The organism is Pseudoalteromonas sp. P1-7a, from assembly GCF_001401855.1.
In the GTDB taxonomy this organism is placed as follows: Bacteria; Pseudomonadota; Gammaproteobacteria; order Enterobacterales; family Alteromonadaceae; genus Pseudoalteromonas.
On the sequence record NZ_LKDU01000001.1, the window covers coordinates 437,286 to 464,128 of the forward strand.

26 protein-coding genes are annotated in these 26,843 nt (G+C 39.9%); 11 read left to right on the forward strand and 15 right to left on the reverse strand.

Annotation, left to right across the window (positions count from 1 at the left end):
- The first annotated feature begins 317 nt into the window (after nucleotides 1-317).
- Complete coding sequence (locus tag AN389_RS01960; protein ID WP_055019155.1) at nucleotides 318-1,049, forward strand: MauE/DoxX family redox-associated membrane protein; 732 nt, start codon at nucleotides 318-320, stop codon at nucleotides 1,047-1,049.
- A gap of 106 nt (nucleotides 1,050-1,155) precedes the next feature.
- A complete protein-coding gene (locus AN389_RS01965; protein WP_055019156.1) occupies nucleotides 1,156-1,500 on the forward strand; it encodes an energy transducer TonB in 345 nt (114 codons plus the stop codon).
- A 67-nt stretch (nucleotides 1,501-1,567) separates the two neighbouring features.
- Here the strand turns inward: AN389_RS01965 and AN389_RS01970 are convergent, their stop codons facing one another.
- The 5 genes from AN389_RS01970 to AN389_RS01990 form a co-directional block, all read right to left on the reverse strand.
- Entirely contained in the window at nucleotides 1,568-1,846 is a 279-nt protein-coding gene (locus AN389_RS01970) for a peptidylprolyl isomerase (protein WP_004588770.1), read from the reverse strand.
- A gap of 90 nt (nucleotides 1,847-1,936) precedes the next feature.
- Complete coding sequence (locus AN389_RS01975; RefSeq protein ID WP_055019157.1) at nucleotides 1,937-2,347, reverse strand: thiol-disulfide oxidoreductase DCC family protein; 411 nt, start codon at nucleotides 2,345-2,347, stop codon at nucleotides 1,937-1,939.
- 17 nt (nucleotides 2,348-2,364) lie between these two features.
- The gene (locus AN389_RS01980; RefSeq protein WP_055013829.1) at nucleotides 2,365-2,892 is read right to left on the reverse strand and encodes a response regulator transcription factor; all 528 of its coding nucleotides are present in this window, start codon (nucleotides 2,890-2,892) and stop codon (nucleotides 2,365-2,367) included.
- Nucleotides 2,889-4,130 (reverse strand): ATP-binding protein, encoded by a 1,242-nt coding sequence (locus AN389_RS01985; RefSeq protein WP_200911299.1) that lies wholly within the window; start codon nucleotides 4,128-4,130, stop codon nucleotides 2,889-2,891. The genes AN389_RS01980 and AN389_RS01985 overlap by 4 nt, the downstream gene beginning before the upstream one ends.
- A 48-nt stretch (nucleotides 4,131-4,178) precedes the next feature.
- Nucleotides 4,179-4,580, reverse strand: a complete 402-nt coding sequence (locus AN389_RS01990) for a DUF4440 domain-containing protein (RefSeq protein WP_055013831.1) — start codon at nucleotides 4,578-4,580, stop codon at nucleotides 4,179-4,181.
- 218 nt (nucleotides 4,581-4,798) lie between these two features.
- On the opposite strand from AN389_RS01990, the gene AN389_RS01995 reads away from it, so the two are divergent.
- Nucleotides 4,799-5,878: a ketoacyl-ACP synthase III gene (locus AN389_RS01995; RefSeq protein ID WP_055013832.1), complete on the forward strand. Its 1,080-nt coding sequence runs from the start codon at nucleotides 4,799-4,801 to the stop codon at nucleotides 5,876-5,878.
- Between the two features lie 80 nt (nucleotides 5,879-5,958).
- Nucleotides 5,959-6,345 carry a VOC family protein gene (locus AN389_RS02000; protein WP_055013833.1) on the forward strand — a complete coding sequence of 129 codons (387 nt, stop codon included), beginning with the start codon at nucleotides 5,959-5,961 and terminating at the stop codon, nucleotides 6,343-6,345.
- Between the two features lie 17 nt (nucleotides 6,346-6,362).
- Here AN389_RS02000 and AN389_RS02005 read toward each other — a convergent pair whose 3' ends face one another.
- Together AN389_RS02005 and AN389_RS02010 are read right to left on the reverse strand one after the other, a co-directional pair.
- On the reverse strand, nucleotides 6,363-7,724 hold the full coding sequence (locus AN389_RS02005) for a M17 family metallopeptidase (protein ID WP_055018035.1): 1,362 nt from the start codon (nucleotides 7,722-7,724) through the stop codon (nucleotides 6,363-6,365).
- A gap of 81 nt (nucleotides 7,725-7,805) precedes the next feature.
- The gene (locus AN389_RS02010; RefSeq protein WP_055019174.1) at nucleotides 7,806-8,228 is read right to left on the reverse strand and encodes a hypothetical protein; all 423 of its coding nucleotides are present in this window, start codon (nucleotides 8,226-8,228) and stop codon (nucleotides 7,806-7,808) included.
- A gap of 104 nt (nucleotides 8,229-8,332) precedes the next feature.
- On the opposite strand from AN389_RS02010, the gene AN389_RS20105 reads away from it, so the two are divergent.
- From AN389_RS20105 to AN389_RS02020, 3 genes are all read left to right on the forward strand, one after another.
- Entirely contained in the window at nucleotides 8,333-8,482 is a 150-nt protein-coding gene (locus tag AN389_RS20105) for an oxidoreductase-like domain-containing protein (protein WP_082430530.1), read from the forward strand.
- Nucleotides 8,483-8,825: 343 nt separating this feature from the next.
- On the forward strand, nucleotides 8,826-11,405 hold the full coding sequence (locus AN389_RS02015; protein WP_055019159.1) for a TonB-dependent siderophore receptor: 2,580 nt from the start codon (nucleotides 8,826-8,828) through the stop codon (nucleotides 11,403-11,405).
- Between the two features lie 87 nt (nucleotides 11,406-11,492).
- On the forward strand, nucleotides 11,493-12,920 hold the full coding sequence (locus AN389_RS02020) for a sulfotransferase (protein ID WP_055019160.1): 1,428 nt from the start codon (nucleotides 11,493-11,495) through the stop codon (nucleotides 12,918-12,920).
- A 10-nt stretch (nucleotides 12,921-12,930) separates the two neighbouring features.
- Here AN389_RS02020 and AN389_RS02025 read toward each other — a convergent pair whose 3' ends face one another.
- The gene (locus AN389_RS02025; protein ID WP_055018037.1) at nucleotides 12,931-13,833 is read right to left on the reverse strand and encodes an alpha/beta fold hydrolase; all 903 of its coding nucleotides are present in this window, start codon (nucleotides 13,831-13,833) and stop codon (nucleotides 12,931-12,933) included.
- A gap of 128 nt (nucleotides 13,834-13,961) precedes the next feature.
- On the opposite strand from AN389_RS02025, the gene rlmF reads away from it, so the two are divergent.
- Together rlmF and ltaE are read left to right on the forward strand one after the other, a co-directional pair.
- Nucleotides 13,962-14,894, forward strand: coding sequence for a 23S rRNA (adenine(1618)-N(6))-methyltransferase RlmF (gene rlmF, locus AN389_RS02030; protein ID WP_055018038.1), 933 nt, complete (start codon nucleotides 13,962-13,964; stop codon nucleotides 14,892-14,894).
- Between the two features lie 38 nt (nucleotides 14,895-14,932).
- Nucleotides 14,933-15,937: a low-specificity L-threonine aldolase gene (gene ltaE / locus AN389_RS02035; protein ID WP_055018039.1), complete on the forward strand. Its 1,005-nt coding sequence runs from the start codon at nucleotides 14,933-14,935 to the stop codon at nucleotides 15,935-15,937.
- Here the strand turns inward: ltaE and AN389_RS02040 are convergent.
- The 6 genes from AN389_RS02040 to AN389_RS02065 all read right to left on the reverse strand — a co-directional run bounded on the left by AN389_RS02040 (nucleotide 15,920) and on the right by AN389_RS02065 (nucleotide 24,678).
- The gene (locus tag AN389_RS02040) at nucleotides 15,920-16,504 is read right to left on the reverse strand and encodes a thymidine kinase (protein ID WP_055013840.1); all 585 of its coding nucleotides are present in this window, start codon (nucleotides 16,502-16,504) and stop codon (nucleotides 15,920-15,922) included. The two genes, ltaE and AN389_RS02040, sit on opposite strands and share 18 nt — an antisense overlap.
- A gap of 101 nt (nucleotides 16,505-16,605) precedes the next feature.
- Nucleotides 16,606-17,397 (reverse strand): hypothetical protein, encoded by a 792-nt coding sequence (locus AN389_RS02045; protein ID WP_055013841.1) that lies wholly within the window; start codon nucleotides 17,395-17,397, stop codon nucleotides 16,606-16,608.
- A 74-nt stretch (nucleotides 17,398-17,471) separates the two neighbouring features.
- Entirely contained in the window at nucleotides 17,472-17,942 is a 471-nt protein-coding gene (locus tag AN389_RS02050; RefSeq protein ID WP_055018040.1) for a methylated-DNA--[protein]-cysteine S-methyltransferase, read from the reverse strand.
- Nucleotides 17,939-19,294, reverse strand: a complete 1,356-nt coding sequence (locus tag AN389_RS02055; protein ID WP_055018041.1) for a DNA-3-methyladenine glycosylase 2 family protein — start codon at nucleotides 19,292-19,294, stop codon at nucleotides 17,939-17,941. The genes AN389_RS02050 and AN389_RS02055 overlap by 4 nt, the downstream gene beginning before the upstream one ends.
- A 130-nt stretch (nucleotides 19,295-19,424) precedes the next feature.
- Complete coding sequence (locus AN389_RS02060; protein WP_029774246.1) at nucleotides 19,425-19,910, reverse strand: GNAT family N-acetyltransferase; 486 nt, start codon at nucleotides 19,908-19,910, stop codon at nucleotides 19,425-19,427.
- A gap of 10 nt (nucleotides 19,911-19,920) precedes the next feature.
- Nucleotides 19,921-24,678, reverse strand: coding sequence for a PAS domain-containing protein (locus AN389_RS02065; RefSeq protein ID WP_055019161.1), 4,758 nt, complete (start codon nucleotides 24,676-24,678; stop codon nucleotides 19,921-19,923).
- Nucleotides 24,679-25,238: 560 nt separating this feature from the next.
- Between AN389_RS02065 and bfr (AN389_RS02070) the strand changes: the two genes are divergently transcribed.
- Both bfr (AN389_RS02070) and bfr (AN389_RS02075) read left to right on the forward strand, forming a co-directional pair.
- Entirely contained in the window at nucleotides 25,239-25,712 is a 474-nt protein-coding gene (gene bfr, locus AN389_RS02070; RefSeq protein WP_055018043.1) for a bacterioferritin, read from the forward strand.
- Between the two features lie 12 nt (nucleotides 25,713-25,724).
- Entirely contained in the window at nucleotides 25,725-26,189 is a 465-nt protein-coding gene (gene bfr / locus AN389_RS02075; protein WP_004588793.1) for a bacterioferritin, read from the forward strand.
- Nucleotides 26,190-26,260: 71 nt separating this feature from the next.
- Here bfr (AN389_RS02075) and AN389_RS02080 read toward each other — a convergent pair whose 3' ends face one another.
- A complete protein-coding gene (locus AN389_RS02080) occupies nucleotides 26,261-26,455 on the reverse strand; it encodes a (2Fe-2S)-binding protein (RefSeq protein WP_004588794.1) in 195 nt (64 codons plus the stop codon).
- Between the last annotated feature and the right edge of the window lie 388 nt (nucleotides 26,456-26,843).

Consider the following 26,843-nt stretch of genomic DNA (forward strand, 5'->3'; position numbering starts at 1 on the left):
AACATATATAAGGCTGCGCAATGCAGTCTTATACGGTTTTAAAGGTGCAGCATGACTTTGCTGTCTACGTGAGCCGATATTTCTATAAGCTTTTAACAAAAACCCTCTGCTACTCAAACTTCACCTTCTGCGCTTTTATAAAAGTGCTGGCACTATACGTGCATTAGCTATTTTGTGTTCTTAATGAGTGTGCTGCGCGCTATTTTATTTCAAAGGGCACGTAAATATTACAATGTGCCATTAACTTCTTTCATACCGCGATTCACTCTCTATTTATTAAGGACTAACGAGCGATTAAATACGCATAAGGAGCAAGCATGGCTAAGTCAGCAACATTATACAGAATGGTAACCAATGAGCATATTTGCCCATTTGGACTCAAATCAAAAGATTTACTTAAGCGAAAAGGCTATAAGGTAGATGATAAGCCGCTGACATCGCGCGAAGAAACCGATGCATTTCAACAAAAGCACAATGTTGATACCACACCACAAACATTTATCGATAACAAACGCATTGGCGGGTATGACGACCTGCGCGCTTACTTTAATAAATCGGAGCCTGGTCAACAAGGTACTACTTACACTCCCGTAACGGCCATTTTTGCTGTTACCTTATTACTTGCCTTTGCATTTAGCTACTCCACTGGCTTTGCACTTTTTTCTATGCATACAATTATGCTGTTTGTCGCGTTAACAATGGGCGTACTGGCTATACAAAAATTACGTGACTTATACAGCTTTAGTAATTCTTTTATAACCTATGATTTATTTGCAATGAAAGTCGTGAGATATACTTATGTGTACCCATTTTTAGAAGCATTTGTAAGTATTGGCATGATTGCGGGTCTCTCTGCTTATATTGTTGCACCCATTTCTTTATTTATTGGGGGTATTGGCGCCGTGTCGGTGATTAAGGCTGTTTACATAGACAAACGAGAGCTTAAGTGTGCCTGCGTTGGCGGAGATAGTAATGTACCGCTGGGGTTTATCTCTCTGACTGAAAACCTGTTTATGATTGCCGCAGGTGTCTGGATGTTTATTAAGTAATCTTAATTAAGGTTAAATCATGAGCTTAATAACTAAACGGTTTATTTTACACAGCTGGTCATTTAGTGTAAAAAAGGGGACTAACTAAATAATAAATGGATTTAAAATGAAATACTTACTGTCTATCATTGCCGCTCTAATCATTACTGGCTGTACTTCAACTCCACTTCAAGACAGGCCTGCAGCAACGGTAAAATCAACAGTTCCACCTAAATACCCTATTGCAGAGGTACGTAATAAAACAGAAGGTTTTGTTACCATGTCTTATGATGTAGATAGTTATGGGCGCCCTAATAATATTAACGTTATTAACGCTAAACCTGAGCAAGTGTTTAATAACGAAGCCAAACGCGCACTATCTAAATGGCAATACTCACCTAAAGTTGTTAATGGTGTTGCTGTACCTGACAAAAACTTAGAAATGACAATTGAGTTTAATTTGGATAATTAATAATCGGGTAAGGTTATATCTTAAAGGCTGCAGTGTGCAGCCTTTTTAGTATTTGTTTGCAAGCTTATTAAGTACGATAAAGCACTTTAATAACATGCCAGCCGAATTTAGTTTTAACTAAATGTGGCTCTAAAATAGCGCCATTAAAGGCTATTTTGTCAAACTGCGGAACCATTTGCCCGCGTCTAAATTCGCCAAGGTCACCACCTTTTTTACCCGATGGGCACGACGAGTATTTTTTAGCTAAGGTTTGAAACTTGGCACCTTTACCTAATTGCTTAATAATGTCTTCTGCTATTTCTTTGTGTTTAACCAATATGTGGAGTGCGTGCGCTGTACTTGCCATTTCAAAGCCCTGATAATTTAAAACGCGGCGATTTTAGCACAGCCACATAAACCTGGCATCTACTTATGCTGCAATGTGTGAACGACTAATTTATAAATAATGTTTTGCGTCACCTGGGTTGGGTACTCTGCAATACTGATATTTGCCAAATAAGGTATAGCGGTTTAAAGCAATTTTATCGTACAGCCAATTATTAAAGGTATTGGGTAAAACACTAAATACAGTGGCTAGTTTGTAGGGGTAACCTAGCTGCTTTACTACTTCAAAAAAAGCGTGGCTTTGCGTGAATACTTTGCCGTTTTGTAAGTACACCATCGAGGCGTATTGTGTGGTTGAAAAACGAAAGTGAGTTAATAGCAGTGCACCTTTTGGAGATTGCACGCTGCATAGTTTAAAAATGACATTGGCATCGTTACTACACCACGCACTACATAATTTACACTGCGCATCGAATAATATAATTTTTTGATTACGCATTAATGTAGCCGCATCATCACTCATTTTATACCCCTAAGCGGTTACTGCTGAACCGGCTTTTTTTGTAACTTACGCTGCAATGTGCGCCTATGCATGTTGAGTTGCCGCGCTGTGGCCGATACATTACCATTATTACTATGCAGTACTTGCTGAATGTGCTCCCACTCTAAACGCTCTGGAGACATAACTGGTGTGGCAACATCACTGACATTTTGTGTATTTAAATCTGCGTTTAGGGCCTTTAATAGCGTGGCCATATCAACGGGTTTAGTAAGGTAGTCGTTAGCACCTAAACGCATGGCCTCTACAGCGGTGGCTATGCTTGCAAAGCCTGTTAGTAATACAATATACGCCTGCGGTAATAAGCTGCGAAGTGGCTTAATTAAGGCAAGGCCGTTATCGTCACCCAATTTCATATCGAGCAAAATACAATCTGGTAAATGTTTATGTGCATTTAGTAATGCATCACTTTGATTATGCGCAACTTCACATCTAAAGCCTTGTTTTGTTAAACGCCGAGCAAGTGTACTGGCTAGGTTTATATCGTCTTCAATTATAAGTAATTTCATGTATGTGACTGCTCATTATTTACTGTGGCTAATTTTACTTTAGCAACCGCCCCACCACCAGCATGATTATACAAAGTTAACGATCCGTTTAGGCGCTCAAACGTTACATTAGAAAGCAAAACCGCAAGCCCCATACCTTGGCTGCTAGGCATAAGTTGCCCGCCAAGCTCTGCTAATTGTGATTGGCTAAAACCGCTGCCAAAATCACGAATTAGCAAATATACACATTCACTATGCTGATTATTTTGCTGCCAGCTTAGCTCTAACTCGGTTTGGTTATTTTTTTGATTTGCAATGCATGCATTTTGTAGCAAATTGAGAATAGCAGGTAATAGCATTGCATCACTTTTTAAGGTCGCTGCAATTGGCTCACTTAACCAATTAATGTGCTGATCTGGGTATTGCAGTAATAATGTATCAGTGATCTGTGTTTGCAGCTGCTTTACTGTAATGTCCTCGATGGTATTTTTATTACGAAGCTGAGCAGAGAGTTTTCTAAAGTCGTTTAACTGCGACGCACACTGCTTAAGCGGCGTTTGCATTTGCACCACGACAGGGTTATTTGGCTCCTCTTCTAAAAGCTCTTCAAATAGTAACTGTAAGTTAGCAATAGGACTGGCTAGTTGATGGGTAATTTGCGCCGCTGCGCCATCTAGGGTCACCAGTTGCTCGTTACGCAGTTGTTGCTCGCGAGCTTTAGCTATTGTGCGTTCGCGCTCTTTTAATGCTCTACTCATAGCACCAATAACCAAAGCGATAACGCTTGCACTTAAAACAAAGTTAACCCACATGCCTATAAAATGCCCGCTCATATTCATTTGATGCATACTGTGATCGGGCATCCTAATGAGTAAAAAGCTATAAGCGGCAATTGCCAGTACGGCGATATAAGCGAGTCCTTTTTCACGAAGTGTTACCGCTGCAATCATGATAGGTAGCAATAATAGCGATACAAACGCATTGGTTGCGCCGCCACTTAATGAGAGCAAAATAGTTAAAAACAGCACATCCGCAGTGAGTTGCATCAACATACCAACGGGGCGCGCTCGACTTACATTGCGATAAGCAAATACGCTCACTAATTGAAATATAGCCTCTAACGCTATTACCACTAATAAAGGCAATAACGCTATTTGATGCTCTAATAAAAAATACACGCTTAGTACAGCAATTAGCTGCACGGCAATGGCACCACTTCGCAGCATTAAAAGACGGCTAATGGTCGGGTCGGTTTGCATAAACAAGGTACGGTTTACCTATAAAATTTAATACGTTAATAAAAGCAGTCAATCATCCATTGATATAGTAAAAAGCGCGCACGGTGTTCCTTGATGAAACACCATTTTCCATTGTTCATTACTTTTGCGCCAAAGCGACATACGTAAGGAGTAGTTGAACTCGCTTCGGGCTGAGCGCCTGTAAGCTGCTTGGTAACTAATTTGCGCGATGTCTTCGCTTAGCATTCGCCCCTTGAAGTGCTGGTTATAAAACTGTGGAACAACCTCAGTAGGTAAACGAGTCAGTACGTGCTGCTTATCAAATACGGTGCCATTAGCTGAAATCTCAATAAATTCATCATCAAGCAAGGCATTTAATGCATCGTTTGATTGGCGTACTTCTGGGTCTAATAATTGCCGTTCAGACTCAATTAAGTGATTAAATAGTGATGCTTTAATTTTATTACCCATACACTTCCCTTTTATCAGTACAGACCTAAGATAATAATACCTTTATTTGCTTTAAATTCGAACGGTTATATTTATAAATGCAGCAACGGGCATTTAAAATTACAGTAAATTTAAACTTTAAGAGACAAAACAGGGTAATAACTTCTCTTAAAGGGCAATTTTTGATATAACTCATCCTTTAGCAATACACGTCAGACCACCATTTAAGAGAACACATTATGGCCTACGCACATATCACAGGTTGGGGTAAATGCATTCCCCCAGCAAGCATTAGCAACGATGAAATTAGCGAAATAGTTGATACCAACGATGAGTGGATCACCACACGTACCGGAATTAAATCTCGTAGGGTTAGCCATGTAAGCACCGCAGAACTTGCAACCGTTGCAGCTAAACACGCCATTGATTGTGCTGGTATTGATGCAAAGGATATTGATTTAGTTATTTTAGCGACGTGTACCCCTTCAACAGTTGTGGCCAATACCGCCTCTTTAGTACAAAAAAACATTGGCGCTACGGGCGCTGCAGCGATGGATACCAATGCTGCGTGTTCTGGCTTTTTATATGCCCTTCAGGCTGCTACCGCACAAATTCAAGCGGGAATGATAAAAAAGGCCGTGGTTATTGCTGCTGAGCGTATGACTTGGTATGTAAACTGGGCACGCCGTGACAGTGCTGTATTATTTGGGGATGGCGCTGGCGCCGTAGTACTAGAAGCCGCAGAAACACCTGCAGGCCTACTTGGCACTAAAACCGGTTGTGACAGTGAAGACAGAGACATTTTACACATCACCAACTTTGGTAGTGATTTAAATAAATATGAGCCAATTGGTCCATCAGACTTACTCTTTGAAGGCCGTGAAATTTTCAAACGTGCCGTTAAAGGCATGAGTGAAGCGTGTGATGATGTATTAACGCAAGCTAATTTAAGCCTTGATGACATAAACGTACTTGTCCCGCACCAAGCTAACTTACGTATAATCCAAGCGATTCAGCAGCGTTTGAAAGTGCCGGATGAAAAAGTCATGGTTAACATTGCTGACTACGGTAATACCTCAGCCGCTACAATTGCTATTGCATTGTGTGAGGCCGTAGAACAAGGGTTGATCAAGCCACATTCAAATATTATGTCGGCAGCCTTTGGGGCCGGTTTAACATGGGCCGCAAGCTACATAAAATGGGGCGAGCGTGTAACGCCTATCAAAGTAAGCGATGCAACCTTGCCACCTTGTGAGCTAACAGGCCTTGAGCTTGTAGCTCCAGCCGTTAAAGCATGCCAGGAAGCTGAGCCAAACTAAAAACACATGTAACAAGCTATACATAAACGCACTTTTTGGTGCGTTTTTGTTTTTAAGGACAATAAAATTAAGGAACTAACTTGGAACTATTAGGTATTCATCATGCTGCTATTATTTGCAGTGACTACGCTCGTTCTAAACACTTTTATAGCAACATACTTAAACTTGACGTTATTAACGAGCACTTTAGAGCGGCACGTAATTCGTATAAGTTAGATTTAGCCATGCCTGATGGCAGCCAAATAGAGCTCTTTTCGTTTGACGCAGCCCCTGCAAGACCAAGCTACCCAGAAGCGCAGGGCTTAAGGCATCTAGCATTTAAAGTTAAAAACGTTGCCCAAGCAAAGCAGTATTTAGAGTCACAAAATATAACAGTGGAAGCGATAAGAGTGGATGAAATAACCGGCAAAAAATTCACCTTTTTTGCCGATCCAGATAACCTGCCACTTGAGTTATACGAGGTATAACCCTCGTATAACAAGGTTTATTTAAAGCGACTTTGCAGGTAATTAAATACCGCACGAATCCCTAACGCTTCACCACCTGTTGGGCGACCAGGTAATGCACGTAAATTCCACGCCATTACATCAAAATGTACCCATGGAGTGGTTGGCTCTACAAACTCTTTTAAATAAAGCGCTGCGGTGATGGCCCCACCAAACGGTGTGTTGGCACAGTTAGCCATATCGGCTACATCGCTCTTTAAAAAGCTTTTGTACTGATCAAATAAAGGCAATTGCCATACAGGATCGTTTACATCCATACCTGCATCAATAATCCCATTTGCTACATCACGCTCTGTTGAGAAAAAGCCCGGTAACTCAGTCCCTAAAGCAACACGACAAGCACCTGTTAATGTCGCAAAGTCAATAATTAGTTCAGGGTTATCGTTTTGTGCCTCGCTAAGTGCATCACACAATACTAAACGCCCTTCTGCGTCGGTATTATCTATTTCTACCATAATGCCTTTACGCGTTTTAATTACATCACCTGGACGAAATGCATTTCGTGATACCGCGTTTTCAACCGCAGGCACTAAAACGCGTAATCTAATTGGTAAATTAGCCGCCATAATTAACTGAGCTAATGCAATAACATGCGCTGCACCGCCCATGTCTTTTTTCATGTTACGCATGCCTGTGCTTGGTTTTAAATCAAGCCCGCCAGAGTCAAAACATACCCCTTTACCGACTAAGGTAATAAGCGGTGCGTTTTTGTCGCCCCATTTTAAATCAAGTAAACGCGGTTTGTTTTCGCTGGCGCGCCCTACCATGTGTATAGTTGGGTAGTTTTGCTCAAGTAGCTCATCGCCAATCCACTGAGTAAACTCGCCATTATAATTGTTGGCTAAATCTTCCATTACTTGCGATAAGTGCTGCGGCATCATATCGACCGCCGGTGTATTTACTAAATCACGCGCCAAATAAATAGCATCGGCTTGTTGCTTGATACGTTGATACAATGCTTCATCGGCGATGGCCAGTTGTGCCTTGGCAGTTGGTTTTTCTTTATATTCGCTAAATTCATAGCCGCCTAACACAAAACCGAGTGCTACTTGTTCTACAAAAGTATCATCGCCCTGAATTTGATACGTGCCCAGCGGTAATTTATTGGCAAGCTCGCCTGCGGCCCAAAAATCATCTTTGCTTTGTAATAAACAATATACGTGGCTTAACTCACCGGTTTGCGCATCTGGCACAAGCGCTAAACCTTGCTTTTCAAAGCCACTATTAGTTAACCATGTTTGTATAAAAGTCGGTTGTTGAGATTGCCAGTCAGTGAACTCGTTTTTGAGAATAAAAGATAAAGGAATACCAGAAGAAGTATGACGAAGTAATGCACTCATTGAAAAGCTCATAAAATAAAAAATGGTATCTCAAAGCATATCAATAAGAGTGACCAAAAGGTATAGCTAATTTAACCTAGTTTATTCTTTATTAGGTGCTTTAGTATGTTGTTTTAAATCCTCTTTAATAATTTCGGCGTCGAGATCTTTGACGGGTTTATTAATGTTAAATGAGCTTGGCAACACATCAACACCTACTAAATGGCCTAGCTTAACCACCAAAGGAATAGTAATAGGTGCAAACGGCAGTACGGCAAATATACCAAGACCAAGCCCTTTTAAAATATCAACAAACTGCTCGTTAGCACGTTTTAACTCTTCTTTGCTGGTTTGGCCTTGCGTGTAACGCTTATAAATAGTGAGCATTTCTATGGTTTCTTGCTTTTCTTGCTCGAGCGCAATTTTAAGCGCCACCATGGCACGACGAAAGCGAAGCTGTTGGCGCTTTTTACTAATTTTAACTACCCGCCAAGGCGCACGGTGAATAACTTTATATAATCGCATAGCGTGTATTTTCACACATAAAGGGTTTTACACAAGAATAATTTACTTAATACGCCCTATACTTTATGCTTTTGCACCATATCAGTGCTTATAAACTCATTTCTATGCAAAACAAACCAAAAGTAGCCATCCCTAAACCCCAAAAACCTAAGCCTGATGAATGTTGCGGTGGAGGTAGCTGCTGCCCTTGCGTGTGGGACGAATACAGGCAAAAGTATCGTGACTGGCAAGCGCAAAACCCACCTTCAAACTAACTTAAATAAACAAGTTGATAACATTTACCTACCTGCTTCACGCATTAAATCTTCTAAAAAACACTAAAACCGCACTTTATTAGTTCAAATTAGTTACATACTGCACCATTGTTGCAAATATATTTTATTTTGAACTTTTTGTTATTAAAGCGTTAATTATTAATTGCCCTCAAAGTTTTTTATGTATAGGCTGTACATAGGACTTCACATGAGGTGAGCTTTTAGCTCTAAAAAGTCGAGTAGGTTGACTTTTTATCCCCATGTGAACACGTCCAAAATAATAAATAAGTAGTGTTAATTACTGCATTACGTAAAGAATATATTCTAACTGGGGAAAATTAGAATGAAACTTAAAAGCAACACGCTAAATCAAGCAATTAGATTTGCTTTAGCTACAACGACCACAGCTGGTTTGTTTATATCAGGGTCTGTTATTGCAGCAGAAGAAACTGAAACCAAAGTAAACAAAAATGTTGAAAAAATTGCCGTAGTGGGTACGCGTTCAGCGCCACGCTCTATTGGTGATTCACCAGTTCCTATTGATATTATTGGCGGTGAAGAGCTTGAAAAGTCAGGTAACACTGACATGCTTGAACTACTAAAAGGCTCTGTTCCTTCTTTTAATGTTCACCAAAACCCTATTAGTGATGCAGCATCACTAGTACGCCCAGCTAACTTACGTGGTCTGCCCTCAGATAGCACGTTAATTCTTTTAAATGGTAAACGCCGTCACCGTGCTTCAGTTATTGCATTTTTAGGTGGTGGTATTAACGATGGTGCACAAGGTGCTGATATTTCAGTAATCCCAAGTATTGCACTTAAGCAAGTAGAAGTACTACGCGATGGCGCAGCAGCACAATATGGCTCTGATGCAATCGCAGGTGTAATGAACTTCCAACTAAAAGATGCCTCTGAAGGGGGTAAGTTCGAAGTACGTCATGGCCAATACTATGAAGGCGATGGTGACACAACACAGATTTCGGGTAATGTGGGCTTACCATTTACCGATAACGGCTTTGCTAACTTAAGTTTTCAATATAAAACAGCAGATGCAACAAGCCGCTCAGTACAACGCCCAGATGCCGCAGGACTCGCTGCTGCAGGTGTGCCTGACGTTTCTTCGCTTGCCCAAGTTTGGGGTGCACCTGAAGTTGATGACGACATTTCAATTTTTGGTAATGTCGGATTAGAGCTAACAAACGACTCTGAATTTTATATGTTTGGTAACTACTCTGAGCGTGACGTACGTGGTGGTTTTTACTACCGTAACCCGCATACTCGCCCAGGTGTTTACTCAAACGATGGCGGTGAAACACTGCTTGTTGCCGATTTAACAGAAGACATGAGCGGTAACTGTCCAACTATCGCGATTGACGATAACGTTTTAGATAACCCAGATTACATTAGCGGTGTTGCTAATAACCCTGATTGTTTTGCATTTAACGAAACCATTCCTGGTGGTTTTACACCTAATTTTGGTGGCAACATCACAGATACCTCTTTAACTATTGGTACAAAAGGTATGTTTACAGGTGGTTTCCTTAAAGATGCTTTTTACGATTTAAGTGGTACGGTGGGCTTAAATGAATCACGCTACTTTATTTACGATACAGTTAATGCCTCATTAGGGGCAGACAGCCCGCGTGATTTTAGCCCAGGTAAATACGAACAACTAGAGAAAAACTTTAACTTTGACCTTTCAAAAGGCTTTGATTTTGACCTAGCGTACGATGTAAATATTGCCGGTGGTTTAGAATGGCACGAAGAAACATTTACTGTTATTTCTGGTGACGAAGCGTCATTTACAGCAGGGCCTTTAACTGATCAAGGTTTTGGCATTGGCTCTAACGGCTTCCCTGGTTTTAAACCGTCGGATGCGGGCGAATACACCCGCCGTAACTACGCAGCCTATGTTGATGTAGAAGCACCTTTTACTGAAGAGTTCTTAATGGGCCTTGCAGTACGTTTTGAAGATTACGACAGCTTTGGTTCAACTACCAACTATAAAGTAATGGCACAGTACCACCTTACAGAAGACTTAAATATTCGTGGTTCTGTAAGTACAGGTTTCCGTGCGCCTACTGTTGGCCAAGCAAACGTAAGTAACGTACAAACAAACTTAAGTGATGGTGTATTACAAGATTCAGCACTTTTACCACCTACAAACCCAATTGCTGTGCAACTAGGTGGTACAGAGCTAACACCTGAAGAATCGCAAAGCTACACATTAGGTGCAGTATACACAATTGGTGATTTATTCTTAACGCTTGATTACTACAACATTGACGTAGAAGATCGCATCAGCCAATCAGAAAAAATCGTATTAAGCCAAGCTGATAAAGACACGTTAGAAGCAGCAGGTGTACCTAATGCACAAAGCTATGCGCAAGTAAGCTTCTTTACTAATGACTTTGATACTACAACGCAAGGTATTGACTTAGTAGCTAACTACACAGCTGACATGCTAGGCGGAAGCTCTACATTTAGCCTTGCTTACAACTGGAATGAAACTGAAGTAACTAAGTTCAGCGACATTACCGGAGAGTTTAAAGTTAAGCGCTTAGAAGAAGATTTACCTAACCACCGTGCAACGCTTACTTGGGCACAGCAGTGGGAATCTTTTTCAATGTTTACCCGTGCTAATTACTACGGCGAATACCAAGGTGTTCACGTAGATTACGATGCAACAGCAAAAACAGCTGACGCAGCGGTGACCATTGACGCTGAAATAACGTACTTCTTAAACGAATCTATTAGTTTCTCGGTAGGTGCACAAAACATCTTTGACCAAGACGCTGAAAAACTTGATTTTGAAGACCGTACCGGTATTCCTAACAATAACTGGGGCGGGCAATACTACGAAACGTCTCCATACGGTATTAACGGTGGCTTCTACTACGCGAAAGCAACCTATACGTTCTAATATTTTTTCATGATAAACCAAGGCGAAATGGTAAGACATTTCGCCTTTTTTATTTTATATTAATTAAAAAAACAATAATGTCTCATCATGCTAATTAAAAAAGCCAATCAATTATTACAGCAAAATAAACTCAAAGAAGCTGAGTTTCATTTTAAAGCAATTTTAAATAGTGACCCACAAAGCGGCGAGGCATTTTTTGGATTAGGTAGAATAGCGCTTAGGCTAGAGCGCTTTGATGCAGCGGTATACTTATTACAAAAAGCATGCGAACGTTTACCTCATATGCTAGAACCTTTACACGCCCTTGCCGATGCTTTTAATGGTGTTCAATCCCCTGACGATGCGCTTAAAGTACTCGAATATGCTAGAAGCCTTGCAAGCCATAACCCGGAGCCTCACTACTACTTAGCCCAACATTATTTAAACTACGGTGAATTAGACAAGGCGCACACTACATTTGCGCATGCGCTAAGTATGGGGATTTATCCTGTAACGGCTTATATATTATTTGAATTAGTTCAATTGGGCCGTTTTAATAAAGAACACAACTATGTGAGCAATCTACACCACTTTTTAACGCAAACGAATAACCTGCGCTTAAAAATGGTGTGTTATTACGCATTAGGCAAAAGCTACGATAAACTAGACGACACAGAGCAAGCATTTAACTATTATGTGCTTGCCAATAAACTTCAAAAAAAGCTTACTCATTTTAAAACCAGTGACTTAGTGCCTTTTTATGAAGCAATTATAACGTATAATACACAACAGCTAATTGCATCTGCCGATCAGACTTTTACCGGCACTATTACTCCCGTGTTTATTATAGGCATGCCCCGAAGTGGCTCTACCTTACTTGAGCAGATGTTGGCTAACCACTCACAATTTGCCACGTTAGGTGAAAACACCAGTATAAGTAACCAAGTAGTGGCTTTTATAGAGCAACAAACACAAACGCCTTATCCCCAATGCTTAGATATATTAAATACTGATTTAATTACAAAAGCGCGCAATATTTATATTGAAGAATTAAAAAAAGCACAGCCAATACGCCCTTTTATTATTAATAAGCTACCAAGTAACTACCAATCTATAGGCTTAATTTATTTACTGTTTCCTAATGCTAAATTTATTAATTTAAGTAGGGATTTTAACGCCACTGCTTTTTCGGTATTCAGTAACTACTTTGCCGAAAATGAACCGTACTTTTGTGATTTAAAAGAATTTAAACTTTACCATGCGTTGTATGCAAAATTAATGGATCATTGGCGCAGTCTGCCCTCATTGCCGCTATACGATATGCATTATGAGCAAATAGTTGCCGAGCCTGAGTCGCAGCTAAGTGCTTTATTTTCGTTTTTAGGGTGTGAGTATGAACCGGAATGCTTAGCATTTTATAAGCGTAAAGCTGCTGTTAGCACATTAAGCAAGCAAGCCATTAGGCAGCCAATTAATACACACGCACTTGCGCATTGGGAGCGCTATAAAACACCGCTTTTAAAACAATTTGAATGAGCCTAATTGCCTAACTGTGCTCGTTAAACCAGCTTACAACATCTTTAAACTGTTCATCTCGTGCCTGTGGGTGCGTAAGCATATTAATATGATCGTAATCCACACTGTGGCCATAGCGCTTGCCATAAATTTTGAGGGTTTGTTTTCCAGGCCCTGACTCTGCCATAAACTTTTTGATATCAATAGGCTGCGCCAGAGCTTTGTCGTTTACTGCGCCAATATGAAGTGTAGGGGGGACATGCAGCTTAGCTAACGCACTTGCGTAATCAAAACCATCATCGCTATCTACCCAAGGCCTTTTTTTAGCCCATTGCATACTTTGATAATGCGACTTTTGCGATTCGTTATCGCTGCCCCACTTATAACCTTTCGCATTTAAGTAACCATGCTTTTTAGCGAGTAATGGCGCCATAAAGTACCAAATCACATTCGCTTGCAGTAACTTTTTAGGGTGGTTATTAAATAATGAACGTTTTGAGCCAAAATAGGCACAGGCCTTCACGTCTGTTACATACTCAGGAAAACGAGCAAAAACGCTATTCATTAAAACGCCTCCCCAAGAGTGAGCGATCCAATAGTCAGGCTTTTTGCCCTCCTCTTCCTCTATATAATTAATAAAGGCGGGAATATCTTCAACTATCGCCTCCGTTTGACCATATTTAGCATGACGTGAAATCAGCGGCTTACTTTCACCACGCCCACGCAGGTCTGCTACATAACAACAATATCCTTGCTCCGCCAAAAAAGGCGCTAAACCTTTATTACTGTGAGTATAAAAAATTTTGCCGTTTTCTACTGCTCCATGCATTAAAAACACGACGGGGCCTGCTTTATCATCGTTCGCGATACGGCGTAGATGCAAAGTTTGTTGATTGTTTAATTGAACAAAATGTGATTGCTGAGTGATTGCCACAAATTTTCCTTTGTTATTTTTACTTACTCATCCTACCAGTAGCATGGTTAATTCTAAAGTAAATGGTTGCACTTTTTAGCGGGGCATTTGATACAATTACATTATTATTGAATTGCTAAATTTAAGCTATGAAATCAAAATCAAACAGCAACAAGTTACATCCTCGCAATCAACACTTACATGGCTACGATTTGGACATGTTATGTGAAAAACATAATGCGTTAGCACCTTTTATAATAACAACTCCTGCGGGCAGTAAAAGCATCGATTTTAGCAATAACAAAGCCGTTAAAACGCTTAACCAAGCTCTATTAAAAGCGCACTATAATATAGAATTTTGGGATATACCCGATCAAAACTTATGCCCCCCTATTCCAGGGCGAGTAGATTACATACATCACTTAGCCGATTTATTAAGCACAGATAACCAACAAAACATACCGACAGGACGTAAAATTAAAGCGCTTGATATTGGGACAGGGGCTAACTTAGTTTACCCTCTTACAGGTAGCCACGAGTATAACTGGCACTTTACAGGGAGTGATATAGATGCAAGTTCAATAAAAATTGCAAAGCAAATAGCGCAGTTTAACGGTTTAAAAATCACTTTAAAACATCAAAAAAATGCTTCTTCTATTTTTAAAGGCATTATTAATCAAAAAGATTTATTTCACGTAACTCTGTGTAACCCTCCGTTTCACGCAAGTGCTGATGAGGCTAGCAAAGGCACTGAGCGAAAGTGGAAAAACTTAGGAAAATCACCTAAAAACACCCTTAATTTTAGCGGGCAAAATAATGAGCTATGGTGCGAGGGGGGGGAAGCCCAGTTTATCAGTAATATGATTACTGAAAGCGAGCAATTTGCGGAGCAGGTAATATGGTTTACGTCGCTTGTTTCAAAAAAAGAAACACTTGCTACGTTAGAAAAAAAACTCAGTACACTCCCTATTGCTGAATATAAAATTATAGATATGGCGCAGGGGCAAAAAGTAAGTCGCTTTATTGCGTGGAGTTATTTTGATAAAGCTACCCGAGAACACATTTTTGAAGAGTTTATGTAAACCCATAAAATAATAAGGCTAATAAAGGAATAACAACAATGATAGATTTTCGCTCAGACACCGTTACTCGACCTTCCAAAGCCATGCGCGATGCAATGCATAATGCCCCAGTTGGCGATGATGTATACGGCGATGATCCTAGCGTAAACGAATTAGAGGCATATGCATGTGAGCGCTTTAATTTTAACGCTGCGCTTTATTGTAGCTCTGGCACGCAAGCCAATTTATTAGCTTTAATGGCGCATTGTGAGCGCGGGGACGAATATATTTGTGGACAAAATGCCCATAACTATAAGTTTGAAGGCGGTGGCGCTGCCGTGCTTGGCTCAATACAACCTCAACCTATCGAAAACGAAAAAGACGGCAGCTTATGTTTTAACAAGATTGCCGAAGCTATAAAACCTAACGACTGCCATTTTGCCAACACGCGCTTGCTTAGCCTTGAAAATACCATTGGCGGTAAAGTGCTCCCGCTTGAGTACTTAGCCCAAGCTCACGACTTTGTTAATACGCATAAATTAGCACTGCATTTAGATGGTGCGCGCGCGTTTAATGCAGCCGTTGATCTAAATGTAGATATAACAGCAATTACAAAGCACTTTGATTCTGTTTCAATTTGTTTATCTAAAGGCTTAGGTGCGCCAATCGGCTCGCTATTATTAGGCGCACCAGCATTAATCGACAAAGCTAGGCGCTGGAGAAAAGTACTCGGTGGCGGCATGCGCCAAGCAGGAATGCTTGCAGCCGCTGGTCAATATGCACTTGAGCACAATGTAAATCGCTTGCAAGATGATCACGCTAATGCGCGTTATTTAGCTCAAAAGTTAAATAAATTAAGCGGTTTTACTGTAGATATGAGTAACACCACCAACATGGTGTATGCAACGTACAGTAGTAGTATTAATATTGAAGAGCTTGCACAAGCGCTTAAGCTGCAAGGTATATTATTTAGCCCAAGCAAGCAGCTTAGGCTAGTAACGCATTTAGATATTACGCGCGAAGATATTGATACATTTTTAAATGCCTTAGCGGCCCATATTTAATTCTGCTTTATAATGTTTGCGGCACACCGAAACGTATCGGTCGTTGCCGCCAATTTCTACTTGGTTACCATCGGCAATCGCATTGCCGTTTTCATCTGTGCGCAACACATGATTGGCTTTACGGCCGCAATGACATACTGTTTTAAGTTCAACCAGCTTGTCGGCCCATGCTAGCAAGTACTGAGAGCCTATAAATAACTCGCCTCTAAAATCGCTTCGCAGGCCATAACATAATACTGGAATACCAAGTTCATCAACCACATCAGTTAGTTGCATAACTTGCTCTTTAGATAAAAACTGGCATTCGTCGACCAATACACAGTGGCGTTTTTTTTCGTTTTGAAGGTTTTGAATCAAATCAAATACATTTTTAGATTCATCAAATATATGTGCATCAGCTTGAAGACCGATACGAGACGATACTTTCCCTACACCAGAGCGGTTATCAATGGCAGCCGTTAAAATAACGGGCTCCATGCCGCGCTCACGATAGTTAAACGCAGATTGTAACAAGGTGGTTGATTTACCCGCATTCATCGCAGAGTAGTAAAAGTATAATTGAGCCATTGCCGTGCCTTAAGATAAAAAGTGCGCTTATGCTACCTTAATATACGATTAATACCAATTTCATATCGCTATTTTAGTTAATAAGCGCTTTGATTTTCTTATTACTCAACAGCTTGCAAGTATTTTATGTAAATTTCAGCACTATCAAAGTGCGCTAGCCATTGCCATATCTCTTTACTAAGCTGGCTATTTTGCTGATAAAACTGCTTTGAAAAAATTAAATAACCGTCCGTTGTTTCATAAGGTGGGTAAAGGGGTTTTACATCACTCCCTTTATGTTGATAGCTCGACACTTTTAAGTCATCTACTTGGCATAAGTCAACACTTGCCTGCACAACGCCTTTATCAAGTAATTCAAATGCTTTATCTTTAGAAAACGTATTATGAATGTAAAAAGGCTCTTCTTTTAGCGCGCTGTTCAAGCCATAGCCATTAGGAATGGCAATAGTGAATGCTTTATTTTGGAATACTTCGCGGGTTTTCCATTGTTTATGAAAACGCGCTCGCCCTATTAAGCAGCTACTAAATCGACTCACTGCAAATCTTTCTAGCAATACGCCCTTTTCGTTTGTAGGGTACACAGCAAAACGTTCACGCCCAGCACGATAACTTGCAATAACCGCATTAACACGGTTAAGTTCTAAATCGTTTAGGCACCTGCGCCATGGTTTTCTAACAAATGAAATAGTCACATTGGGTATGCCGGCATCTAATTGCTTTAAAATTTCAATCGAAGCGCCAGGGTTATCTATCGGTACTTCCTGCCCTACCCCTAAAAACATAGGTGCTACGTCTTTGTCTTCGTAGCAAAACACTAAATTCGTTGGGTCAGCCAGCGCAGGGGCTGCAAATGTAAAAGCACAAAACAAGCTGATAAGTCTATATATTCTCATAATATTTTTATTTTAGCTGAGTTACCTAAAGTGTAGCGCGTCGTTTTATAAATGCCTAAGTTAATGATTATAATCTATATTAAACCTTCATGCTTTAACAACCATTGCTTTCTTGCAAGCCCACCAGCGTAGCCTGTTAACTTTGCGTTTGCGCCTATGATCCGGTGGCACGGGACAATAATACTAATAGGGTTTTTACCGTTTGCAGCCCCTACAGCTCTTACCGCCTTTGGATTGTTTAACAGTCGGGCTATATCACCATAAGTACTGGTTTTACCAAAAGGGACACTGAGTAATGCTTGCCACACACTGTTTTGAAAAGGCGTACCATGCGTATCTAATGGCACATTAAAGGTTATTCGCCTGCCATTAAAGTATTCGTTTAATTGCTTTGCGCAAATTAAAGCCGGTTCATTCGTCACCTGCTCAATGGGTGTATGTGTGTAGTGTGTTTTTGGATAAAAACCGACATAGCTCACGCCGTTTTCGGTTGCTTGAATGATAATGTCGTCAATTGGGCTCGAAATAGCGGTTTGGATAATCATGAAAGTTGTTGCCATAGCTGAAAGGTTAAGTATGAGCGAAATGGGGCGCTCAGTTCAGGGTTAAATTGCTGCGTATTTACTAACGCTTTTTTTACGCCCAGATCGCCAGCTAACAATATATCTGGGTTACTTTGCCCGCGCAGTTTGGCGTAGTTAACGGTCCATGGGCCTATCCCTTTTATCTCAAGCCAATTATCTAAAAGGCTATTTTCAGGATTATCGGCGCAGTACTTAGATAAATTTTTTAATGCATTTTTGCGCGATTGCGGCATTTTAAAAAATTCAAAGTCGCAGGTAGCTAAGTCTTCTGGCTGTGGAAAATATATTTTATCAGCATGTTGATCACCACGTTCTGCGACTAACTTTGTAACTAAAGTATGTGCGGCTGCTACACTAACTTGCTGACCTAGCACAGCGCGGATCCCCGCTTCAAAGCTCGACCATATTCCAGGCAATCTTAATCCTTCACTTAAATTAAATGCACCATTTATACTACCCTTCAAGTGAGTTTCTATATGGTTTATGTCAGCATCTACATCGAGCACACGACGAATATTATTAATAACTTTATGTAAATGCTCGGTATTGTCTATCACTATTTCAACTTTAAAATGGTTATTTTTCGCTTTAAAGTGCGCGTTAAAATGGCCTACAGCCCCATTTAACTTAAATGTTCGCCCATAACTATTCGGGGTTATCCACTCCATAGGCGATATTAGTCGCTTTGATAAAAAGCTATGTAAGGCTTGCCAATTGTAGGGCGGCCTAAAGGGAAGCGTTAATATAATCACAGGGCTTGACTCTTTTTTTGTTTTTCTGAGCGTTGATGGCGCTAAATGCAATTGTTGTAAAAAGGCATCATTAAAACGGCGCACACTTTTAAACCCAGCTGCAAAGGCAATATCGGTTATTGGTAATGTGGTTTCTTGAATAAGCTTTTTGGCAAACTGACATTGGTTAAATAAACGATATTGGGTAATAGACACACCAAAGTGCTGGTTAAATATACGCCTCAAGTAACGGCTCGTAATACCCAAGCGAGTAGCAAGTATTTCGCAATTATCATTCTCACCTAGGTCAATTAATTGCTTAGCTCTTAGTGCAGTGGTTTTTACTCCCAGCCAAGCCGCGCTACCTGGCGCACTATCGGGCCGGCAGCGTATACACGGCCTAAAGCCCGCTTGCGCGGCATTGTGCGCGTATTGATAGTACAACACGTTTTTTTCATGTGCAGTAGGTGCGGGACAAATCGGCCGACAATAAATGCCGGTGCTTTTTACGGCAACGTAAAATAAACCGTCAAATCGGGCATCACGGCTTTGCCGCGCTTTTTGCCAATACTGATTATTCATCAAGGGTCTTAATCAATAAAACGTACCTTAGCATAGCAATGTTTTAAACCAGTACTGGCCATTTTCGGTACTCATCTGCTTTTAAAAGTATCATACCAACCCACTTAGTGAGTTAAGCGTGTAAGTATCACTATTGCTCTGCAAAATCGAGCAAGTCTTGTCCTGCGAGACGATAGATTATCCATTCGTTTTGGGCTTTTGCCCCAATGCTATTATAAAAATCGATAGCGGGTTTGTTCCAATCAAGTACTACCCACTCAAAGCGACCACAGTCGTTTTTTATGGCTTTATTAGCCAAGTGCTTCATTATTAGTTTGCCCGCGCCATTGCCACGGCTATCAGGGCTCACATATAAATCCTCTAAATACAATCCATTTTTACCCAACCACGTAGAGTAATTATAAAAATACACCGCAAAGCCAATAGGCTCATCATCTTCAAGGCAAATAACACTGTGTGCTGTTGCCCCCTCACTAAACAGCGTTTTTATAATTGCCTGCTCATCTGTTTTTACTGCATCGGGTTCTTTTTCGTAAATGGCCAGTTCGGTAATAAACTGTAAAATGGTTGGCGCATCGCTTTTTTTAGCGTCGCGTATTTGTATTTGCTTACTCATGTTATTAATCCTAAAAGTACTGCTCTATTTTTTCTTTTAAAATATCAAGCTGAATGGGTTTAGTTAAGTAGTCGTCCATACCGGCATTAATACAACGTTCTTTATCTGAGTTCATTGCATTAGCGGTTAGGGCAATTATTTTTATTGCTTTGTGCTCATCCCCTGCCATACCGTCTCGTATATTAGCCGTGGCGTCAAAGCCATCCATTACCGGCATTTGGCAATCCATTAATACTAAGTCAAAATACCCCTCGTTGTGCTCGCTTAAGGTGTTTATGGCTTCTTGCCCGTTTTGCGCTAGTATCACCTCGCAATTTAGCTTTTTAAGCATTAGTGTAGAAACATGTTGATTAACGGGGTTATCCTCAACTAATAAAATTTTTGCAGGTGTGTCTGATTTTTCTTTTCTTAGTGACGAAATATACCCTGGAGTCACCAGAGGAAGGGGGTCGGTGCTGTCTGAACTTGTTATAACCGATAACGCAGAAATTAAATCGGCGGTTGTAACTGGTTTAGGAAAATACGCTTGAAAACCAATTTTTGAGTAGCGCTGAGCGCCTTCCATACCTGCAATACTGGTCATCATTACCAGTGGCATGGCTTTATAGTCATCATGTGCTTTAAGTACTTTACACAGCTCCATTCCATCCATTTCTGGCATTTGCATGTCTAGCACGGCAATATCAAACATAGTTTGTTTGTTTTCTATGCGCTTTGCACATAGCTCAAGCGCCTGCTTAGCACTACTAGCAAGCGTAACTTTTGCCCCCCAATGTCCTAACTGTTGAGAAATAACTAAGCGGTTAGTCTCGTTATCATCAACTACGAGTACATTTAACGAACTCATATTTATATTTGGGATAATGCGTTCTTTTTCTTCCCCTTCAGCCACTTGCATGGTTGCAGTAAATTCGCTGCCTTTGCCAGGTGCGCTCACCAGTGAAATTTTGCCATTCATTAGCTCACATAACTGTTTACATATAGCAAGCCCTAAGCCCGTGCCTCCGTACTCCCGTGTGGTTGATGCATCCACTTGCGAAAAAGGGGTAAATAATTGCTGTTGTTTTGCCTCGGTTATGCCTATTCCTGAGTCTTTTACTTTTATATTTAGCAGTAGGTCTTGCTCAGTTTTTTCTACAGAAGCACTCACCACCACCTCACCCTGACTGGTAAATTTAACCGCATTACTAATTAAGTTGGTTACCACTTGACGTATGCGCCCAGGGTCGCCCATTAAATGAGAAGGCTCCAAAGAAACTAAATCTAAAATAATCTCAATGCCTTTTTCTTGTGCGGTAAAGGCTTGTGCCTCAGCTATTTCGCCAATTAAGTCGCGAGCATTAAAATGTATATGCTCAAGCTCAACTTTGCCTGCTTCCGCCTTTGAAAAGTCGAGTATATCGTTAATAACACCAAGTAAAGAATGAGCACTACTTTTAGCAATAGCGACTTTTTTTTCTATCGGTTTACTTAATGACTCTAACTCAACCAATTCTAACATGCCTAATACGCCATTCATCGGCGTGCGAATTTCATGGCTCATTGTGGCTAAAAATTGGCTTTTTGCCACCGCAGCCTCTTGCGCTTGTACTAAAGCAACTTTTAGCTTTTCAGCGGTTTCTTTACGCTTTTGCGAGACCAATGTGCTACCCACTAACGTAGCCAAAGAGCGCAAATAAGTCTCCTCACTTTGCGTCCAAATGTGCTTTTCTCCGACGGTCTCTGCACATAAAATACCTAAATTACCATCTCCGGATGAAATAACTGCATCCAGCATCGACTCAATATTTAATGGTTGAGTATAGCTTTGGGTAAATTCAACCGTTGCCTTGTGCGAATACACATCGTCAATTGCCACTAGGTTTTGATCAAAAATTGCCTCATAGTAACTTGGAAAATCAGCCTTTTTGAGCACGCCGTCAAAATCTACAAATCCGTTTTGCCGAGTATATAAGCCATGGCATGCCATTTCGTCGCGCTGTTTATTAAGTATCCAAATAGAGGCACGTTCAACATTTAATACCTCTACCATTGACTTTATCGCCAGCTTTTTGACTTGTGCAACGTCGCTATTTTGTACCTCAGGCGAAACCGTTAATGACGCTAAATTTTTGTTATAGGCGTTTGCTTTTTCGCTTTCTAACTCTAGGCGTTTATGTGTATCAATACTTTGGAATGACCCAAAAACACGCACACATTTGCCGTCTTTAAATTCCGCCTGCCCCATCGACTTAACCCAGCGCTCTTTACCGGTATAAGTTAAAATGATCAGCTCAACACTCCAGCTTTCACCTAAAGTGACTGCACATTCAAATAAAGTACTGATTTTCTCTCGATGCTCTCCTGGCTTATAAAAATTTATAGCTGTTTCGATGCTAGGCTCAAACTCTTCTGGTACTTCGTGTATTACTTTTACTACATCTGACCAATACATGGTTTGGTTTTCAAGGTTTATTTCCCATGCACCTATTTGGCCTTGTTTACTCATTGCCTCAAGCAAATTTTGCTGGCGGGTAATTTCTGCTTGAGTATTGTGGCGCTCAGTAATATCTGAAATAAAACCATCTAAATACAGTACTTGGTTGTCATCACCATAAATGGCCTGACCTTTTTCGTGTACCCAACGAATATGGCCATCACTTCTTTTTATTCTGTATTCAATCGACCAAGGTAGTTTTTGAGCAATACAAGTACTTACTTGTAGCTCAACCTCTTTGTCGTCTTTGTGAATCATTGAAGCAAAGCTCAGTATTTTATTATTTATAAACGCATCTGGCGTATAACCTGTTATACCTTTTACCTGATCGCTCATATATAACATGGTCCATGCTTTATCAAACTTACACCGATAAATCACGCCTGGAATATTATCTACTAACGAAGCAAAGCGGTCGCGGCTGTACTGTAGTTCAGATTCAATCTGCTTACGCTCGGTAATGTCTAAATGTGTTCCGATCATACGCCGAGGCGAACCATCTAAGTTCCACTCGACCACTTTTGCAGTGTCGAGCACCCAAACCCAGTGGCCATCTTTGTGTTTCATCCGCGCTTCGCTGACATAGTAGTCTGTATCACCGTTAAAATGCGCTTTTAATTTTTGCTCTGAAATAACTAAATCATCAGGGTGTGCATACTTATACCAAGTATCAATTGTTGTTGGCTCAAGCTCACTGAGCTTATAGCCTATTATTTCTGCCCAGCGATTATTAAACGTCACTTTGCTGGTATCTATAAACCAATCCCATATTCCTACAGCGGTGGTATCTATAACTAACTGCAACTGGGTTTTATGCTGTTCAAGTTCAAGCTCTTGTAGTTTCAATGGTGTTACATCGGTGCGAATAGCAATGTAGCTTTGTGGTTTACCGTGCTCATCAAAAAATGGCGCTATGGTAGTATCTACCCAATAAAACCCCCCATGTTTTGCTTTATTACATATTTGGCCGTTCCATACTTCACCCCGTTTAAGGGTTTTATACATGCTTTTAAAAAAACCTTTGTCGTGCCTGCCTGAGTTTAGTAAGCGGTGGTTTTGGCCAATAAGCTCATGTTCTTCATAGCCGCTTATTTCACAAAACTTCTTATTGACAAAAGTAATAGTGCCCGCTAAATCGGTTACTGCAACAATGGCATGTTCATCAAGGGCACTTTTTTGCTCATCTAATTGTTTAAACGCGGTTTGCAAAGCTGAACGTTGCTTTTGCAGTATACTCTGCTGCTCTTCTTTCACTGCCACCATTTTTTGAAGATCGACTGATAACCTATTTAACTCATGGCTATCAGTTAAGGTCGGTACAGTTACTTTCTCGCCATCGGTAATTTTAGTCATTACTGAGGTGAGCTGAATTAAAGGTTTAGATAAGCGCCGACTAAACCACCAAGCTGCACATAAAACAAGCAATAAAGACACTGCATTTGATAAAATTGCCAAACGTTTATAATAACCAAAGTCTTTGAGCATTATGTGTGAAGGTTTTGCCGCTAAAAGTTGCCACCCTTCTACGCCCAAAAAATCTAACTCGCTAACGTGAGCATTATAAGTGGTACCCTGAGTACTGCTGTACTCAAACATTTGTTTATTAGTTAGTGTGGTTTGCGTAAGAACGGGAGCCTCTTCTGCATTCGTTACTGAAGAACGCTCTATTTTATTGTTATGAAGTACAAAAAAACTAACATCATTATGTGTGCTATGAATGGTGCTTAGGCCTTCTAAAAGACCATGCATATTTACTTCTGCTAAAATTACCCCTCCTAGTTTTTGCGCATCACTAAGCCAAGGTATAGCCACAATATTAAACTGTTTACCTTTAAACTCAACAGAGCCGAAAGTGGCTTGCGCTGAGGTACTTACAGAGTTAATAAGCTGGCTCAGTTCACCTTTGTCTATCTGCCCATAAGGCGAGATAATGGGCTGCCCGAATGTAGATGCAGCTATAACCTCAATACTATTTACAAAATCATAGTGAGTAACAAAATGGTTTATTAGTTTGCTTTGTTCAAGAGGGTAATTAGCAAGCTGGTTTTTAAAGGTATATAAATCAGTAAGATGATCATCAAACCATAAATTAGTAAACTCAGATGCAATAGAGCTTAATTCGTGAAGCTCTGCATCTGCATTTTTTTTTAAGGTACTATTTACATGCTGTAAGCTGAACCAAGTCAGTAAGCAAAGAGGAACAATAGCCATAAACAAAAAAGTAATGATCAGCTTACTACGCACAGACTGAGCTGTGCCACTTAGCAGCCCATACTTTTTTCCTTCAACCATGCTATATATCCAATAACTGTAAATGCATTATTTGTTACCTACATTAATGCACTAAAACCTAAAAGACGCAAGTTTTAGCCCTCAAAGTGGGAAAAATACACCACTTAATTACAGTTTAAACATCAGTAAGTTGCAATTAAAAATTAATTACTCAAATAGACTAAACGTTTAAATTACGGCAAATTTAACCTTTCTCTTTTTTATATTTTATTGTTAAAAACTAAAGCTCACTATTTATACGAACTTTTACTTATCTAGAACCTTAAAATGTGCTTAAATTTATTCAATTTTTTGGTATAACACCGCTCGCGCTTATATACAATTGTGCGTTTACACGTATAAACCCTAAGCTACATTTGAAAATTTTTTGGTGAAAATACTACAAATAAATCACATTTCATAGTTAAACAAAAATGCAAAACTGTTCATAAACCAAGCAGTAACGCAAACTTAAATAAGAATCAAAACCAATTGTAAAGCAATGATTTTTATAGAAAAACTTGCAAAACACATAATTTCAACTACACTGTGCACAATTAAAACAGTTAAGGTGATTTATCATGAAAGGTAATCAAAAAGTAATCGATGCATTTAATACTTTGCTAGCCAATGAGTTAGCCGCAATTGACCAGTATTTTATTCATTCACGCATGTATGATGACTGGGGTTTAGATAAATTATATGTACGCCTTAACCATGAAATGGAAGAAGAAAAAGATCACGCCGATTGGCTTATAAAACGCATCTTGTTTTTAGAAGGTGTGCCTAATATGACTAAACGCCGTGATCTTTTGATTGGTAACGATGTAAAAAGCATGATGCAGAACGACTTAACACTTGAGCTTGAAGTGGTTGCATGTGTTAAAGACGTAATTGCTATTTGTGAAGAACAACAAGATTATCAGTCGCGCGAAGTATTAGAAAAGCTATTATTTGATACCGAAGAAGATCACGTTTATTGGTTAGAGCAACAACTTGGTCTAATTGATAAAATTGGCACACAAAACTACCATCAAGCACAAATGGGCGAGTAAGGAGCATAAAGTATGAAAGGCGATAAAGACGTTATAGCAGCTTTAAACAAAGTACTCGCTAATGAGCTTGTAGGTATTAATCAATACTTTTTGCATGCTCGTATGTTTAAAGATTTTGGTTTTAGCCAGCTTGATAAAGCAGACTACAAAGTTTCAATTCAAAAAATGAAAAATGCCGACCGTTTAATCGAGCGTATTTTATTTTTAGAAGGCTTACCTAACTTACAAGACTTAGGCCGTTTACGCATTGGCGAAAACAGCGAAGAAATGATTGCCGCAAATATGAGCTTTGAGCTCGATACAATTGATGATTTGCGCAGTGCCATTAAATTAGCTGAAAACAAAAAAGATTATATTAGCCGTGAAGCACTTGATAATATTTTGAACGAGCAGGAAGAACAAATTGACTGGCTAGAAACCCAGCAATTACTTATTCAAAACACGGGGCTTGAAAATTACTTACAGTCTCAACTGTAAGGTAAGTTTAGGCCATAAAAAAAGCAGCTTTATAAGCTGCTTTTTTTGTATCAGAATTTTGTAATAATGAATTAAGCGACTTGATCGGTAATATCTGCAATCTCAATAAGTTTGCGATTTAGGATCTTTTTAGTACAACAACAACACTTACCGCATTGGCTGCCTACTTTAAGCTCTTTAGTTAATTCACGCATGGTAGTTGCACCATCGTCAATTGTTTGCTCAATTTTTTTATCAGTCACCCCGTGACAAAGACAAATATACATGAATACAAACTACTCTCAATTTCATTTAGTAGGTGCATATTAATCTAAACAGTAATGGTTATCAATTGTTTCGCAGTAGAAAAGCTTATTTTTCAAAAAATTTAGATCAGAGCCACTTAAGTCGAGAATTCACGGCACGTTGAGAAGTTATTGATTTAGAATAAAATGCGGCACTTAAATTAAGATTTATTAACTTAATTACACTCTAAAAATAATTATGTTTTTTATTAGGTAAATTTCTTAATCAACGTAAAATCGCTTACAAACGTCTATGAAAGTAACTAGTTTGAAATGATAATTGGACTTCCCAGCTTTCACTAGACAGTTTTTAACTCAGAATAGTACGCTTCTTCAAACTTAGCAGGTGAAACACCGCCTGTGTGTGAAT